Source organism: Xanthomonas sontii (genome assembly GCF_040529055.1).
Classification (GTDB): domain Bacteria; phylum Pseudomonadota; class Gammaproteobacteria; order Xanthomonadales; family Xanthomonadaceae; genus Xanthomonas_A; species Xanthomonas_A sontii.
In genome coordinates, this window is the sequence record NZ_CP132342.1 from 2,621,996 (window position 1) to 2,638,121 (window position 16,126).

The 16,126-nt window shown below is 71.6% G+C and carries 12 protein-coding genes; 6 read left to right on the forward strand and 6 right to left on the reverse strand.

Going from position 1 to position 16,126, the window contains the following annotated elements; genetic code table 11:
- The first annotated feature begins 38 nt into the window (after positions 1-38).
- Entirely contained in the window at positions 39-974 is a 936-nt protein-coding gene (locus RAB70_RS11035) for a DUF1684 domain-containing protein (RefSeq protein ID WP_170268144.1), read from the forward strand.
- Between the two features lie 166 nt (positions 975-1,140).
- Here the strand turns inward: RAB70_RS11035 and RAB70_RS11040 are convergent, their stop codons facing one another.
- Positions 1,141-1,716: an N-acetylmuramoyl-L-alanine amidase gene (locus RAB70_RS11040; RefSeq protein ID WP_148828072.1), complete on the reverse strand. Its 576-nt coding sequence runs from the start codon at positions 1,714-1,716 to the stop codon at positions 1,141-1,143.
- A 22-nt stretch (positions 1,717-1,738) separates the two neighbouring features.
- Here RAB70_RS11040 and RAB70_RS11045 point away from each other — a divergent pair, with 22 nt between their 5' ends.
- The 5 genes from RAB70_RS11045 (at position 1,739) to rlmKL (ending at position 7,644) form a co-directional block, all read left to right on the forward strand.
- On the forward strand, positions 1,739-2,230 hold the full coding sequence (locus tag RAB70_RS11045) for an MOSC domain-containing protein (protein ID WP_148828073.1): 492 nt from the start codon (positions 1,739-1,741) through the stop codon (positions 2,228-2,230).
- Positions 2,227-2,754 carry an alpha/beta fold hydrolase gene (locus tag RAB70_RS11050; RefSeq protein WP_017916756.1) on the forward strand — a complete coding sequence of 176 codons (528 nt, stop codon included), beginning with the start codon at positions 2,227-2,229 and terminating at the stop codon, positions 2,752-2,754. The genes RAB70_RS11045 and RAB70_RS11050 overlap by 4 nt, the downstream gene beginning before the upstream one ends.
- Positions 2,755-2,768: 14 nt before the next feature.
- A complete protein-coding gene (locus RAB70_RS11055; RefSeq protein ID WP_192578914.1) occupies positions 2,769-3,272 on the forward strand; it encodes a GNAT family N-acetyltransferase in 504 nt (167 codons plus the stop codon).
- A gap of 165 nt (positions 3,273-3,437) precedes the next feature.
- Positions 3,438-5,051: an ABC-F family ATP-binding cassette domain-containing protein gene (locus RAB70_RS11060; RefSeq protein WP_148828075.1), complete on the forward strand. Its 1,614-nt coding sequence runs from the start codon at positions 3,438-3,440 to the stop codon at positions 5,049-5,051.
- Positions 5,052-5,463: 412 nt separating this feature from the next.
- On the forward strand, positions 5,464-7,644 hold the full coding sequence (gene rlmKL / locus RAB70_RS11065) for a bifunctional 23S rRNA (guanine(2069)-N(7))-methyltransferase RlmK/23S rRNA (guanine(2445)-N(2))-methyltransferase RlmL (RefSeq protein WP_148828076.1): 2,181 nt from the start codon (positions 5,464-5,466) through the stop codon (positions 7,642-7,644).
- Positions 7,645-7,871: 227 nt separating this feature from the next.
- Here rlmKL and RAB70_RS11070 read toward each other — a convergent pair whose 3' ends face one another.
- The 5 genes from RAB70_RS11070 to RAB70_RS11090 form a co-directional block, all read right to left on the reverse strand.
- Positions 7,872-8,915 (reverse strand): two-component system response regulator, encoded by a 1,044-nt coding sequence (locus tag RAB70_RS11070; protein WP_148828077.1) that lies wholly within the window; start codon positions 8,913-8,915, stop codon positions 7,872-7,874.
- Positions 8,912-13,039 carry a CHASE domain-containing protein gene (locus RAB70_RS11075; protein WP_225851563.1) on the reverse strand — a complete coding sequence of 1,376 codons (4,128 nt, stop codon included), beginning with the start codon at positions 13,037-13,039 and terminating at the stop codon, positions 8,912-8,914. The genes RAB70_RS11070 and RAB70_RS11075 overlap by 4 nt, the downstream gene beginning before the upstream one ends.
- Positions 13,040-13,335: 296 nt before the next feature.
- Positions 13,336-14,577, reverse strand: coding sequence for a DUF445 domain-containing protein (locus RAB70_RS11080; RefSeq protein WP_148828111.1), 1,242 nt, complete (start codon positions 14,575-14,577; stop codon positions 13,336-13,338).
- Between the two features lie 151 nt (positions 14,578-14,728).
- The gene (locus RAB70_RS11085) at positions 14,729-15,574 is read right to left on the reverse strand and encodes a plasmid replication/partition related protein (protein ID WP_148828078.1); all 846 of its coding nucleotides are present in this window, start codon (positions 15,572-15,574) and stop codon (positions 14,729-14,731) included.
- Between the two features lie 162 nt (positions 15,575-15,736).
- The gene (locus tag RAB70_RS11090) at positions 15,737-16,051 is read right to left on the reverse strand and encodes an EthD family reductase (RefSeq protein ID WP_017908811.1); all 315 of its coding nucleotides are present in this window, start codon (positions 16,049-16,051) and stop codon (positions 15,737-15,739) included.
- Positions 16,052-16,126: the final 75 nt, after the last annotated feature.

Consider the following 16,126-nt stretch of genomic DNA (forward strand, 5'->3'; position numbering starts at 1 on the left):
GGAACGCATGCACGATGGCACGCGACAGGGGCGGCACCATGCGCTGGCGTGAGGCCTGCGGGCTGGCGATGCTGCTGGGCCTGGCCGCCTGCGGCGACCGCCGCGCGTCGGCCGATGGCGCCGACGCCTCGCCACGCGCGCAATCTGCCACACATTATCGTGAGGCGGTGGAGCGCAATCGTGCGCAGCGCCTGGCGACATTGCGCGCGCCGTCGGGCTGGTTGAGTTTCACCGGCTCCGGGCGTCTGCACAGTGGCCTGCACCGGGTCGGCAGCGCACCCGACAACGATGTGCAGTTGCCGGCCGGCCCGGCGCATCTGGGCATGCTGCAGGTGGATCCGCAGGAGGGCGTGCAGTTCCAGCCCGCGGCGGACGCGGCGGTGCAGGTGAACGGCCAGCCGTTCGCCGGTGGCCGCCTGGAGACCGACGCGGCGCACGACACCCAGACCCGCCTTGCGCTGGGGGCGCAGGAGTTCTACGTGGTGCGCACCGGCAACCTGTTCGGCTGGCGCTTCCGCGATCCGCAGGCGCCGGCGCGCGCGCGCTTCCGCGGCATCGACTACTTCCCGATCGATCCGCAGTGGCGGGTGGTGGCCGACTGGTATCCGGTACCGGCGCCGCGGGCGATGGTGCTGCTGACCTCGATCGGCACGCCGCAGCCGCTGGCCCTGGTCGGTAGCGCTGAGTTCGTGCTGCGGGGGCGGCGCTACAAGCTGCAGATCCTGCGCGACGGCGCCAGCCAGCGCCTGTTCCTGCCGTTCTCCGACCGCACCAGCGGCCGCGAGAGCTATGGCGGCGCCCGTTATCTGTTCGTGCCGGCGCCGCAGGGCGACCGCATCGTGCTGGATTTCAACCTGGCGCAGAACCCGCCATGCGCGTTCACCCCGCACGTGGTGTGCCCGCTTGCGCCGGTCGGCAATCGCCTGGACGTGGCGGTGACCGCCGGCGAGAAGAACTACGTCGGCGCGCACTGAGCGCGCGTGGAAAATCGCGCAGGAGCGGCTTCAGCCGCGACCGGGCCGTTCCCGGTGAAGCCGGGGCGCGGCTGAAGCCGCTCCTGCGGGAGCCTGCGAATGCGACCCTGTCTGAGACTCCATCGCGGCCCGAATCAGCCGTTCCAATCCGCCGCCTCCAAGGCGGTCACACAGGCGGCGCATACGGCGCCAGCGTCACCGCCTCCAGCACCTGCGGCCAGGGAAAGCGCGGGCCCGGATCCAGCTTGCGCTGCACCTGCCGCGTCGGATCGTCGCTGGCCGGTTCCAGGCTGCGGTCCAGCGCCTCGTGTCCGGCGATGTGGTGCAGCTGCGGCAGTTCCGCGCGCAACTGCTGCAGCAGCCGGATCAGCGCCTGCACTTGCGCCGGCGGGTAGTCCTCGCACATCGCCTGGTGGCGCGAATCCAGCCACAGCGGATAGCGTCCGCGGTTGACCAGTTCGATGCCGAGCGACTGCGGGTTGTAGCCGCGCACGTGGTGCGCGATGCGCTCCGCGGGCACGTAGCGATGCACGCTGCCGTCGCGGTCGATGTAGAAGTGGCCGCTGTTGCCGGTGCCCGACGGATACAGCACACGCTCGCCGTACAGGCGCGCGCTGGCCAGGTCCGGCAACTCGGTGCAGTGGATCACCGCCAGCGTGATGCTGTCCGGCGCGCGCTCCTGCAGCAGGCCGACGTAGGGCAGGGGCGCATCGTGGATCGGCAACGGCGAGGTGGGCGGCATGCGCGGATGCTAGCATTCGCCGATGACCCTGAATTCCGAAAGCCCGCTGGCGACCCTGCTGGCCACACTGCCGCGCGCCGGACGCGTGGAATGGATCGGCCTGCGCCCGGCGCGCGACGTGCCGATGCACGAGGTCGACGCCGCTGAGGCGCAGACCGATGGCGGCCTGCACGGCGACCGCTACGTCGGCCGCAACGGCAAGCGCGGCGTGACCCTGATCCAGGCCGAACACCTGCAGGCGATCGCGGCGCTGGCCGGCCATGCGGCGGTGGCGCCGGCGACCCTGCGGCGCAACGTGGTGGTGTCGGGCATTCCGCTGATCGCCCTGAAGGGGCGCCGCTTCCGCATCGGCGAGGTCGAACTGGAAGGCATCGCGCCGTGCGATCCGTGCTCGCGCATGGAGCAGGCGCTGGGGCCGGGCGGCTACAACGCCATGCGCGGCCACGGCGGCCTGTGCGCGCGCATCGTGCAGGGCGGCACGCTGCGGCTGGGCGATGCGGTGGTGGCGCTGTGAGCCGCGGTCACTGCATCCTTTCGCACGGTTTCGAGAGCGGGCCGGACGCGATCAAGGTGACCGCATTGGCCGAGGTGGCGGAACGCCTGGGCTGGAGCCATTCGCGCCCGGACTACACCGACCTGGATGCGCGCCGCGACATCAGCCCGCTGGGCGACGTGCCGACCCGCCTGCAGCGCCTGCTGGAGCTGGCGCAGGCGGCGGCGCAGCGCGGGCCGCTGGTGCTGGCCGGTTCCAGCCTCGGCGCCTACATCGCCGCGCAGGTGTCGCTGCACGTGCCGGTGCGCGGCCTGTTCCTGATGGTGCCGCCGACGCGGATGGGGCACATGCCGGCGCTGGATGCGGCACCGGTGCCGACCTCGGTGGTGCATGCCTGGCGCGACGAACTGATTCCCGCCAGTGAAGTGATCGCCTGGGCGCAGGCGCGTGCCGCGCGGCTGCTGCTGGTCGACGACACGCACCGCCTGGGCGAGCACGTGGCGACCTCGGCGCAGGCCTTCGCCGAGCTGCTGGAGCGCCTGTGAGCGCAGCCGACGACATGCTGTTGCGCGCCGAGCGGCCGGCCGACGCGGCGGCGATCGAGGCGCTGACCCTGGTCGCCTTCTTCCGCGTCGCGCACAGCCGCCACGACGAGCAGGACATCATCGAACGGCTGCGCTCGGACGGCGCGCTGACCCTGTCGCTGGTGATCGAGCACGAGGGCTACATCGTCGGCCACGTCGCGGTGTCGCCAGTGAGCCTGTCCGATGGCAGCCGCGGCTGGTACGGGCTGGGACCGCTGTCGGTGGGGCCGGGCCACCAGCGCCAGGGCCTGGGCACGCGGCTGGTGCGCGAGGCGCTGGCGCAGTTGCAGGCGCTGGGTGCGGCCGGCTGCGTGGTGCTGGGCGACCCGGGCTACTACGCGCGCTTCGGCTTCCATCCGGAACCCGGGCTGACGCTGCCGGGTGCGCCGGTGGAGGCCTTCCAGGCGCTGGCCTTCGGCGAGCGCCTGCCGCCGATGGCCGAGGTGGTCTACCACCCGGCGTTCCTGTCCGCGGCCTGAGCCAGCGCGCCGCGCCCGTCGCGGCCGCGTTGCGTTAGCATCGTCCCGCGTCCACTCCGATCGAGGATCCACGCCGATGCGCCATTGATGCTGCCGTCTTCGCGACGGCCTTCGTCCCACCTGCCGAGCGATCGGCGGGCACGACCGGCATCCATGGAGGTTCCCATGACGCATCCGCTGCTTGCGCTGGACAGCGCGACCCATGTTCTGCCCGACGGCAGGATCCTGTTCTCCGATCTGCACTTCGCGCTCGATACGCGCCGCACCGGCCTGGTCGGCCGCAACGGCGTCGGCAAGAGCGTGTTCGCGCGCCTGCTCGCCGGCGAACTGACGCCCAGCGCCGGGCGCTGCGTGCGCCACGGCCGCCTGCATTACGTGCCGCAGCAGATCGCGCCGGCGCCGCACGCCACCGTCGCCGACCTGGCCGGCGTGGGCGCGGCGTTGCGGGCGCTGGCACGGATCGAGGCGGGCAGTGCCGACGTGGCGGATTTCGATGCGCTCGGCGAGCGCTGGGACATCGCCCAGCGCCTGCAGGCGCAACTGCACGCGCACGACCTCGGCGCGCTGGAGCCGCACCGCCTGGCGGCCACGCTCAGCGGCGGCGAGGCGATGCGGGTGGCGCTGATCGGCGCCTGGCTGGCCGAGGCCGATGCGCTGATCCTGGACGAGCCGACCCTGCACCTGGACGCGGCGCAGCGGCAGCGCCTGCGCGAGGCGCTGCAGCGCTGGCCGGGCGGCCTGCTGGTGATCAGCCACGATGCGCTGCTGCTGCAGGACATGCAGCGCACGCTGGAACTGTCGCCAGGCGGGCTGCGCGACTACGGCGGCGACTACGCGTTCTACCTGCAGTGCCGGGCGCGCGAGCGCGAGGCCGCGCAGGCCGAACTGGCGCAGCACAAGCTGCAGCACGCGCGCGACAACGCTGCCTGGCAGGCGCAGCACGATCGACAGCAGCGGCGCAATGCGCGCGGGCGGCAGCAGGCCGGCACGGCCAACCAGGCGCCGATCCTGCTCGGCCGGCAGAAGCAGCGCAGCCAGGACAGTGCCGGCAAGCGGGTGCGCGATCATCAGGCCACGCAGGCGCGCAGCCTGGAGCGCATCGCCGAGGCCGCGCGCCAGGTGCAGCCCGACGCGCCGGTGGCGCTGTTCGCGCCGCCGCCGGCCGATGCGGCCACCCGGCGCCTGGTCGAGCTGCACGCGCTGCGGCTGCCGTTCGCGCCGGCGACGCGGCAGCCGCTGGACCTGGTGGTGCAGGGCGGCGCACGCATCGGCGTGGTTGGGGCCAACGGCAGCGGCAAGTCGACCCTGCTGCGGGTGCTGGCCGGGCAGGTGGCGGCGTTGTCCGGCAGTTGCCGGGTGCGCGCCGCCAGCGCCTACCTGGACCAGTCGTTGGCGGCGCTGGACCCGGCTGCCACCGCGCTGGCGCAGGTGCAGGCCGCCACGCCCGGCATCGCACTCGCCGACCTGCGCACGCGGCTGGCCTTGCTCGGCCTGGATGCGCAGCGCATCGGCGTGCCCTGCGGCCAGCTCAGCGGCGGCGAGCGGCTGAAGACTGCGCTGGCCTGCGCCTTCTACCGCACGCCGCCGGCCGAACTGCTGTTGCTGGACGAGCCGGACAACCACCTGGACCGCGAAGCCCGCGACGCGTTGCGCGCGGTGCTGCTGCAGTACCCCGGCGCGCTGCTGGTGGTCTCGCACGATGCGGAGTTCCTGGACACGCTGCGCCTGCAGCAGCGCTTGCAGGCCGATCCCGAGGCGTGGCGGCTGACGCCGTGGTGAGCGGCGTACGCTGCCGTCGACGGGGTCTGCCGCCGGGCATGCCCGGCGCCGGATTCGTGGTCTCGCATTGCGCGATGCGTCGCGCACCAAGGCGTCAGGAGGGCGCGTCTGCAGCGCCAGCTTCATCTGCCACGGCGCGGGGTGGTCGCGAAGCGAACGCCGGCGGGCGACGTCGCTGTGCCCGTCACACGAGGCCAGTGACGGCCGCGGCGCACCCTGCGCCAGGGCACCGCGCAGCAGGCAGGGGCGCACGGACCCTGTGGTATTCTGCGCGCCGTTCCGGTGCGGTGCGTGCGCGTGCCCATCCCTCGATCCGCGGCCGCGGCCGCGGTAACGCCGGATCCGGCGCTGCGATGCGCCACGCGCGCGGCGCCCGCCGTGCCTCCCTCCCGTCCGTCCTGGTCCGCCTTCCGTGAAATTCTTTGTCTCCTGCGCCAAGGGCCTGGAATACCTGCTCGTCGATGAACTGCTCGCGCTTGGCGTGGCGCAGGCCACCGCCACCGTCGCCGGGGTCAATGCCGAAGGCAGCCTGCAGGACGCGCAGCGCGCGGTGCTGTGGTCGCGCCTGGCCAGCCGGGTGCTGTGGCCGTTGCAGTCCTTCGACTGCCCCGACGAGGCGGCACTGTACGCCGGCGTGGCCGCGCTGCCGTGGCGCAGCCATCTGGCGCCGCAGCACACCCTCGCGGTGGATGCGCATGTGTCCGGCACCGGCATCACCCATGCGCGCTTCGCGGCGCAGCGGGTCAAGGATGCGGTGGTGGACACGCTGCGCGGCGAGGGCCTGGAGCGGCCGTCGGTGGACGTGGAGCACCCGGACCTGCGCCTGAACCTGTCGCTGCGCAAGGGCCGCGCGACGCTGTCGGTGGACCTGGGCGGCGGCTCGCTGCACCGGCGCGGCTGGCGCCAGGCGCAGAACGAGGCGCCGCTGAAGGAGAACCTGGCCGCGGCGGTGCTGCTGCGCGGGCAGTGGCCGGCCCTGTATGCGCAGGGTGGCGGGCTGCTGGATCCGATGTGCGGCAGCGGCACACTGCTGATCGAAGGCGCGCTGATGGCCGCCGATGTCGCGCCGGGCCTGCTGCGCGGCGAACTGGCGGCGCAGCAGCGCGGCGACACCGATGCCGATGCCGATGCCGCGCCGAGTCGCTGGCTGGGGTTCGACGTGGCGTCCTGGCGTTCGCTGCTGGCCGAGGCACGGCAGCGCGCCCAGGCCGGTCGCGCCGCGTTGCGGCCGGTGCTGTACGGCAGCGACATCGACCCGCATGCGCTGCGCGCGGCGCGCGAGAACGCGCTGGCGGCCGGCGTGGTCGAGGCGATCGCCTTCGCCGCGCACGACGTCGCGGCGTTGCCCTCGCCGGCGCAGGCGTTGGGCACGGTGGTGTGCAATCCCCCCTACGACGAGCGCCTGGCCGCCGACGCGGCGCTGTACCGGCGCCTGGGCGATGCGCTCAAGCGTGCGGTGCCGCAGTGGCGCGCCAGCCTGCTGTGCGGCAGCGACGAACTGGCCTATGCCACCGGGCTGCGTGCGGCCAAGAAGTACCAGATGTTCAACGGCGCGCTGGAATGCCCGTTGATCGTCTGCGACCCGATCGCGGTCGCGCCGCGCGCGGGGGCCAGCGAGGAGCCGCGCGCGCTCAGCGACGGTGCGCAGATGGTCGCCAACCGCCTGCGCAAGAACCTGCGCAAGTTCAAGACCTGGCGCGCGCGCGAGCGGATCGGCTGCTATCGCGCCTACGACGCCGACCTGCCCGAGTACGCGGCGGCGATCGACGTGTACCAGGAGGACGGCGGTCAAGCACGCACCTTCCTGCACGTGCAGGAGTACGCGGCGCCGGACAGCATTCCCGACGTGGACGTGCGCCGCCGCCGCAACGAACTGCTGGCGGCCGCGCGCGAGGTGTTCGCGGTGCCGGCCGAGCAGGTGGCGCTGAAGACCCGCGAACGCGGCAAGGGCGGCAGCAAGTACGGCCGTTTCGAGCAGCGCGGCGAGTTCCTGGTGGTGCGCGAGCACGACGCGCTGCTGCGGGTGAACCTGTTCGACTACCTGGATACCGGGCTGTTCCTCGACCACCGCCCGCTGCGCGGGGTGATGGCGCAGCAGGCGCGCGGCAAGCGTTTCCTCAACCTGTTCTGCTACACCGGCGTGGCCAGCGTGCAGGCGGCGGTGGCCGGCGCCGATTCCACCACCAGCGTGGACCTGTCCGGCACCTATCTGCAGTGGTGCGCCGACAACCTGGCCTTCAATGGCAAGGGCGGCGCCCAGCACCGGCTGGTGCAGGCCGACGCGCTGAGCTGGCTGGAGGCGGAGAAGAACCGCTACGACGTGATCTTCTGCGACCCGCCGACCTTCTCCAATTCCGCGCGCGCCGAGGATTTCGACATCCAGCGCGAGCACGTGCGGCTGTTGCGCGCGGCGGTGGCGCGGCTGATGCCCGAGGGCGTGCTGTACTTCTCCAACAATTTCCGCCGCTTCAAGCTGGACGAGAACGCGCTGGCCGAATTCGCGGTGTGCGAGGAGATCAGCGCGCAGACCATCGACGTGGATTTCGAGCGCAACCCGCGCATCCACCGCGCCTGGCGTCTGCAGCGGCGCTGAGAAGCGGTGCCTCGTGTGCCTTTCTGCAGGAGCGGCTTCAGCCGCGATGGGCGTGACCGGGCACGCACGTCGCGGAGCGTAACGCGCTGTTGCTTCTCCATCCGGGAGAAGGGGCCCCGAAGGGGCGGGTGAGGGGACGGGCGACGCCGCGTGTCCTCGATCTCTGCGCGTCGCTTCGCGCCGTCCCCTCACCCCAACCCCCTCTCCCGGGGGGAGAGGGGGTTGTATCAATTGCCGTGATGCCCCAGCGCGGCCTGCGCCTTGCCGCGTGGCGGCGGGTCATCCTCGGTCTCGCGCTCGTTCCAGTACGCCTGGATCTGCAGGATCTGCGGCAGGATCGCTTCGAACAACTCGACCAGACGCGGCTCGAACTGGCTGCCGGCCTTGTCGCGGAACAGTGCCATCGCCTGCTCCAGCGGCCATGCGTCCTTGTACGGGCGCGGTGAGGTGAGCGCATCGAACACGTCGGCCAGCGCCACGATCCGTGCCGATTCGGGAATCTGCGTGCCTGAAACGCCGGCCGGGTAACCGCCGCCGTCCCAGTGCTCGTGGTGGTACAGGGAGACCTCGGCGGCGAGCCGGAACAGCGGCGCGCTGCTGCGGCTGAGGATGTCGTAGCCGATCCGCGGGTGCCGCTTCATGACCTGCCACTCGTCGGCGTCCAGCGGCCCGGGCTTCTTCAGCACCGCATCGGGGATGCCGATCTTGCCGGTGTCGTGCATCGGCGCGGCCTGTTCCAGCAGATCGGCGTCCTCGCACGACCAGCCGGCGGCCAGCGCGAGCGCGCGGGCGTAGGCGGCCATGCGCCAGATATGCGTGCCGGTGTCCGAGTCGCTGTAGTGGCCGGCCATGCCCAGCATCTGGATCGCGTCGCGATGGCTGTCGGCCAGGCTGGTGGCGCTGACCAGCGACAGGTGGGTGCGCACCCGCGCGCGCAGGATGCTCGGCGAGTAGGGCTTGGTGATGTAGTCCACGCCGCCGGCGTCGAACCCGATGCTCTCGTCGGTGTCCTTGTCCTTGCCGGTGACGAAGATGATCGGGATCGCCGCGCTGCGCGCATCTTCCTTCAGGGTGCGGGCGAGGGTGTAGCCGTCGATGTCGGGCAGGTCGACATCCAGCAGGATCAGCGCCGGGCGGTGCTTGGCCACCCCGCGCAGGGCTTCGGCGCCGTTCTTGGCAAACACCAGCGCGTAGTCCTCGCGCAGGAGCTGGCGGATCAGCGCCAGGTTGCTGGGTTCGTCATCGACACAGAGGATGCAAGGCTGGGTCATGGCGTGTTCCCGTCTGATACGCGCTGCTGCGCGGGCGGCGCACTCTTATGAGTTTGATCATCGGCCAGCCATCGCCTGACTTTAGCCTCGGCTTCGCGGAAGGAAAAATTCTCCAGCAACAGTTGCAGTTCGGCGGCCTGTGCCGCCGGCAGGACCGGCGCCAGTTGCCGCAGCGTGCGGTCGATGCGGTCCGGATCGTCGCTGTCCAGCACCTGCAGCACCTGATACCAGGACGCCTGCAGCGTCGCCGGATCGACCGCGGCGAGGTTCGCTGCCGCGGGTGGCGCCGCACCCTGGGTGGCGTCGGCGAAGCGCAGCACTTCGGCCGCGGTGTCGGCCATCGCCGCGGCCAGCGCGGCGATCTCGGCATCGGCCTGCGTCGGCGCCGTGCTCAAGCGTTCTTCGAGGGCGGCGCTGGCGATGCTCAACGCCGGCAAGGCCAGCGATCCGGCGGAGCCGCGCAACTTGTGCGCCAGCGACACGGCCTCGGCCGGCCGTTGCGCTTCCAGCAGGGTGCGGACGCTGGCCGCCGGGTCGGGATGTTCCTGCAACAGCTTCAGCAGATAGCGCCGATACGGCTCGCGTTCGCCCCAGAGCCGCTGCGCCTGGACGGTATCGAGCAACGCAGGGTCGCTGACCGGCCAGTCGTCCGCCGGCAGCACCGGCGGTGGCACCGCCAGCGGCAGCAGCGGCAGCGCGGTCAGGTTCGGCGGCAGGAACCGGCGGATGATCGCGATCAGGTCCTCGACCTGGAACGGTTTGGCGATGAAGCCGTTCATGCCGCTGGACAGCGCCATCTCCTGCTGCTGGCGATAGGCGCCGGCGGTGAGGGCGATCACCGGCACGGCGGCCAGGTCCGGATCGGCACGCAGTTGCCGGGTGGCTTCGTAGCCGTCCATGGTCGGCATCTGCACGTCCATCAGCACGACGTGGAAGCGGCCGGGATCGCGGCGTAGCCGCTGCAGCGCCTGGGCGCCGTCCTGCGCCAGCTCGACCAGCGCGCCTTCGCCTTCGAGGATGCGCTGCGCGACCTCGCGGTTGATGTCGCTGTCGTCGACCACCAGCAAGCGGGCCCCGGCCAGGCGTGCGACGCCGTCGCCGGGCGCTGCCGCGGGCAGCTCGCCGTTGCGGCGCGCCAGCAGCATGGCGATGGTGCGCTGCAGGGCCGAGGCGGTGACTGGCTTGGTCATCACCGCATCCACGTCGGCGACGCCAGGCTGCTGCTCCTGGATCATGCGCCGCTCGTAGGCGGTGACCATGACGATGATGGGCTGCCGGTCCGGCGCCGATTGCGCGCGGATGCGCTGGGCCACGCTCAACCCGTCCAGGTCGGGCATGCGCCAGTCCAGCAGGATCACGTCGAACTCGGCCCGTTCCGGCGCGGCCGCGGCCAACGCGGCGGTGCCGCTGGACACCGCTTCCACCTGCCAGCCGAAGCCGTTGGCGATGTCGGTCAGGCTGCGCCGCACCAGGTCGTGGTCGTCGGCGATCAGCACCCGCCGCGCCTGCGCCGGTTCGGCGTCGTCGGCCGGTGCCGGCGCCACCGCGAACGGAATGACGAAGTAGAAATCGCTGCCCTGGCCGGGGGCGCTCTGCACTTCCAGTTGCCCGCCCATCAACTCCACCAGGCGCCGGCTGATGGTCAGGCCCAGGCCGCTGCCGCCGTAGCGGCGGCTGGTGGAGGTGTCGGCCTGCAGGAACGGCGAGAAGATCAGGCTCTGCTTCTCGCGCGGGATGCCGATGCCGGTGTCGCGCACCGAGAACAGCAGCTTGAGCTTGCCGGGTTCGGCGCCGGGGAAGGCGCGCACCGACAGCGCCACCTCGCCCTGTTCGGTGAACTTGATGGCGTTGCCCACCAGGTTGATCAGCACCTGGTTCAAGCGCAGCGCGTCGCCGCGCAACCAGCGGCAGCCCGGCGGCAGCGGCTCGACGATCATCTCCACCGGCTTGGCGCTGGTCGCCGAGGTCATCAGCGCGGCGATGTTCTCCAGCAACTCGTTGAGATCGAACGGCTCCGATTCCAGGTCGATGCGTCCGGACTCGATCTTGGAGAAGTCGAGGATGTCGTTGATGATCTCCAGAAGGTTGCGTGCTGACAGCTCGATCTTCTGGATCATGTCCTGCGCCGCCTGCGACAGGGCGCTGTGCCGCAGCAGGTACAGCATGCCCAGGATCGCGTTCATCGGCGTGCGGATCTCGTGGCTCATGTTGGCCAGGAAATCGCTCTTGGACTGGTTGGCGCTTTCGGCCGCGTCGATCGCCAGGCGCAGCTCGCGCTCGCGGCGCTTCTGCTCGGTCAGATCGACCGCGATGCCGAGGTAGCCGATCACCCGGTCGTCGTCGTCGCGCAGCGTGCTCAGGGTGAGCAGCACCGGGAAGGCGTGGCCATCCTTGCTCAGGTAGGTCCACTCGCGGGTGTCGCTGCGTCCCAGCGTGGACAGCGCGGCCACCGACTCGAACGAGGGCTGCACCGGCATGCCGGATTGCGCGGCCATGCGCTCGGCGCGTGCGCTCAGCTGTTCTGGGTCCAGGAACAGGCCGGTGGCCTTGCGCCCGATCAACTCGTGCGCGGCGTAGCCGAGCAGCAGTTCGGCGGCCGGATTGAACAGGGTGATGACGCCGTCCGGGTCGGTGGCGACGATCGCATAGCCGGCATTGGCCAGGATCGCGCGCTGCAGCGCCGAATAGGTCACCAGTTCGCTGGTGCGCTCGGCCACCTGCTGCTCCAGCGTGGCGTTGAGCTCCAGCACCCGCGCCTGCGCGCGCACCTGTTCGGTGACGTCGTGCAGCAGGTGCGAATGGCCGATGGTGCCGCCGCGGGTGCCGGCGATCGGCGAGACGCTGGCCAGGACGCTGACGGTGTGACCATCGCGGTGGCGCAGTTCGCGGACGCCGTCGCCGCTGTCGATGGGATCGCGGACGTGCGCGCCCAGCAACCGCTGCAGCGGCTGGCCGATGGCCTGCTCGGGGGTGTAGCCGAAGATGCGCGTGGCCGCGGGATTCCAGTGGGTCACGCGGCCGCTCAGGTCTTCGGCGACGATCGCCTCGCTGGTGCCGGCGACCAGGGCGGCCAGCTGGCTCTGTTCGCTGAGGATCAGGTCGCGGCGGCGCAGGCTGGTCAGGAACACATACAGCAGGGTGGCCAGCAACAGCGCGATGCCGGCGGCCAGGGCGCCGGCGAACAGCGGCGAGGTCTGGTCGAGCGCGCGCATGAAGCCGGGCGTGGCGTGTGCGCCGATGCGCCACTGGCGTCCATAGACCGCCAGGGTGCGTTCGGCGGTGGGGCCTCCGGCCAGGATCGGTGCGGCGTTGTCGCGATAGAACGGCTGCGCCGGGGTCTGGCTGTCGGCCAGGCTCAGATGCAGTTCGCTGCGGTGGTCGTCGGAGGAGGCCAGTACCTCGGCGATGCTCAGTGGCGCGTACGCCCAACCGGTGGTGGCCTGCCAGCGCTGTTCCGGGGTCTGCAGCGGCAGGCCTTCGCGATACACCGGCAACAACAGCAGAAAGCCGCTCTTGCCCAGCCCCGGCCGCTGCACCAGGCGGATCGGCGCGGTGATGGTGGGCTTGCCCGAGTGCGCGGCGGCGATCGCCGCGTCGCGTCGCGCCGGTTCGGAGGCGATGTCGAAGCCCTGTGCCGGCGTGTTGGACTGCGTCGGCTGGATGTAGACGATGACGAAGCGATCGCCCTCGTGCGGCGCCAGCTCACTGATCTGCAGCGACGGTGCGCCGTCGGCGCGGGCCTGCTGCAGGAACGTAGCCTCGTCGGCGCGCGGCACCCGCTGGATGTAGCCGAAGCCGCGCACCCCCGGGAACTCGCGCAGGTAGTCGCGCGAGGCGCTGTAGCGGGCGAAGCGCTCGCGCGAGATGCGGTCACCACCGGCCGCGATCACCGCGCCGCGCGCGCCGCGCAGGCCGTGCTCGTACATGTCCAGGCGTTGTCGCAGATCGTTGGCGACGTGCGAGGCCAGTTGCTGGAAGCGCGCCTGCGCCTGCGCGCGGTTGCGCTGCTGCACGCCATGCGCGATCAGCAGCGCGGCGAGCAGCCCGACGGCCAGCACGGCCAGGGCGGCGAGCCGCGCAAGCCGCGCAGGGCCGGCGATGGGTGTCCGGCGTTTCTTCGACATGCTCCCCCTTCCTCTGGCGAACGCGCGTTCGGCACGCGCATCGGCTTCCCCCGACCGGTTGCGGGATGGCGTTCACAGCGGCGACGCAGGCCCCGCAGGTCGTCCCCCAACGCTAGCGCGGGCGTGGCTGTCGCGCCAGCCCTTCGGTGCAAAGAGTCGAGGCGTGTCTACACCTTGCTGCGTGGGTGGCACCGGGCGCCGCGGGTCGGCGGTCCGTCGTGGGGTGCGTGCGTCGCATCGTGCGTCGGCAGCGGGCCGGCCGCTCCAGCGGCGCAGTGCATCCTTGCCATGCACGCTCAGCCAAGCAGCGTGACGGCAGCGTGCAGCGCCAGCCCGATCAATCCGCCGACCAGGGTGCCGTTGAAACGGATGTACTGCAGGTCGCGGCCCACGCTCAGCTCCAGTTGCTCGACCAGGTGGCGTTCGTCCCAGCCTTTCACGGTCTGCGCGATGTGCTCGGTGACGCCACTGCGCAGGCGCTGGGTCAGCCGCTCGGCGCCGCCGAGCAGGTGCTGGTTGAGCGCCTCGCGCAGGGCCGGATCCTGCGCCAGCGACTGGCCGAGCGCGCCGAGGGCGCGCTGCAGGTGCTGCACCAGCGCGCCGTCCTGGCGCGACAGGTCCTCGCGCAGCGCGCTGTGGATCTGATCCCACAGGCCCTGCACGTACGCCTGCACGCCGGGGTGGTCGATCAGCCGCTGCTTCAGCGCCTGCACTTTCTCGGCGGTGGCGGGATCGGCGCGCAGCCGCTGCACGTAGCCGCCGAGCCAGCGCTCGTAGTCCTGGCGCAGCGGATGCTGCGGCTGCGACAGCACCTCCTGCAGTTCCTCCAGTAGCGCGTGCGCCAGGCGCTCGGCGAGGGTGTCGGCGATGCCTTCCACCGGCTTCACCCATTCCACGGTGCCGACCAGCTTGGGCCATTCGCGCCGCGCGTACTTGACGATCATCGCCGACACCCGCTGCTTGACCGCGGCATCGTCCAGGTGCCGGCCGAGCCGGGTCAGCGCTTCGTCGAGCAGTGCGTGGTGACGGCCGTCGGCGGTGAGCAGGCCGAGCAGTTCGCCGGCGGTGGCGGCGGCGTCCCAGTCGCGCAGCCGAGCCACCACGAAACCATGGATGCGGCGCCGCACCGCGGCTTCGTCCAGCAGGTCCAGCGCCTGCAACGCCCAGCCGCGGGCCAGATCGGCCAGCCGTGCGGACTGCGCCGGTTCGGCCAGCCACTGGCCCAGCCGCGCCGCCGGATCGAATGCGCTGAGCTTGGCCAGCAGCGCGCCCGGTTCCAGGAACTGATCGCGCACGAACACCGCCAGGCTGTCGGCGATGCGCGCCTTGCCGTGCGGGATGATCGCGGTGTGCGGAATCGGCAGGCCCAGCGGATGCCGGAACAGCGCCACCACCGCGAACCAGTCCGCCAGCGCGCCGACCGTGGCCGCTTCGCAGAACGCGCCGACCCAGGCCCACACCCCCTGCAGGCCCATGGCATGGCTGAGCAGGAAGCCGCACAGCATCGCCAGCAGCAACAGCGCCGCCAGCAGCTTCATGCGCCGCAGCTGCGCGCGGCGCGGATCGGGGGACAGGGCTGGGGCGGAAGACACGCTCATGCGGCCGAGTCTACGCAGTGCGCGGTGAGCGCGGTTGCATGCGCGGCGGCGAGGTCATCCGGCCGCGGCACGGATGGCCTATGCGCGTGGATCAGCCCGGCAACTGCGCGCGCAGCGCCGCCACTTCCTCGCGCAGCGCCTGGTTCTCGGCCTCGAGTTCGGCCACGCGCTGGCGCAGCGTGGCCGCCGTGTCGCCCTCGGCATCCGCCGCCGGGGCCGCGTCCTCGGGGGCGTCCGCAGGCGCCGGCTTGGGCTTGCGCTTGGACTCGCGGGCGCGCTTGGCGGCCTGCTTCAGTTCGTCCTTGCCGGCCATGGCCGCGGCGCGCTGTTCCTCTTCGGGCAGGCTGGCCACCGCCGCGGCGGCATTGATCGAGATCGCACCGGACTTGACCGCTTCCACCACCTCGGCGGCGGCCTGCTTCTGGATCTTCTCGATCTGCACCACCTGGCTGTTGCTGAGCCGCGCCACGCGCGCCAGCTCGGCGCGGCTGAGCGGTGCCGGTGCGTCGGCCCAGGGTGGCGTGTCGGTGTCGGTGTCGTTGGCGGTCTCGCCAGCCGCGTCCGGGTCAGTGGCGTCGGCCGCGGGGGCCTCCGCGGCGGCCGCGCTGGCGCGCCGCTCGGCGAGGATCTCGCGCTTGCGCAGCGCCAGCACGCCGCGCTGGAAGTCGGAGACGCTGCGCCGGCCCAGGTGCTGGTCGATCATCCACAGGTGCACGTCCTGCAGCGACTGGAAGCGGGTGTTCTGCACGGTCTGGAACGGCAGGCCGTGCTTCTGGCAGATGCCGTAGCGGTTGTGCCCGTCGACCAGGATGTCGCCCCACAGCACCAGCGCGTCGCGGCAGCCCTCGGCCAGAAGGCTGCGTTCCAGGGCAGCGTATTCGTCGGCGGTCAGCGGATCGATATAGGCCTTGAGGTCTTCTTTGACAACGATGTTCATCAACGGGCGGTGCGGCGTGGCGACGGGGGCGGCATTGTAGAGGCCGGGAATCGGGAGTGGGGAATCGGGAATGGCAACAGCGTGTGTCGCGGCCGCATGGCCTGAGTCGTTCGCGCATGCGGCGCTTTCCGATTCCCTACTCCCGATTCCCCATTCCCGGCTTCACCCCACCACCACCTCACTGATCTGCATCACCGGCGTCAGGTCGGTGTAGTTCTTGATGTCGCCGAGGATCTCCTCCGCATGCGGGCCGAAGCCGGCCTGGAAGGCCTCCACCGACTCGCTGAAGATGTGGCACATGCCGACGTAGGTCGGGTCGCTGCCGGGGGTGCCGCCGGACAGGCCCTTGTCCACGGTGTAGCGCAGGCAGGCGGCGCCCATGCGCGCCTGCAGCAGCGGCATGTGCGTATCGCGGTAGTAGGCATGGTCGAAACGGGCGCCTGGCGTGTACGGGTACATCACGCTGACCTTGATCATGGAGCGGCTCCTGTGGCGGCGGTGGGTCCCGGCCGGGCGCCGGGTGGCGCAAGGCTACACCCGGCCCCGGCCGGC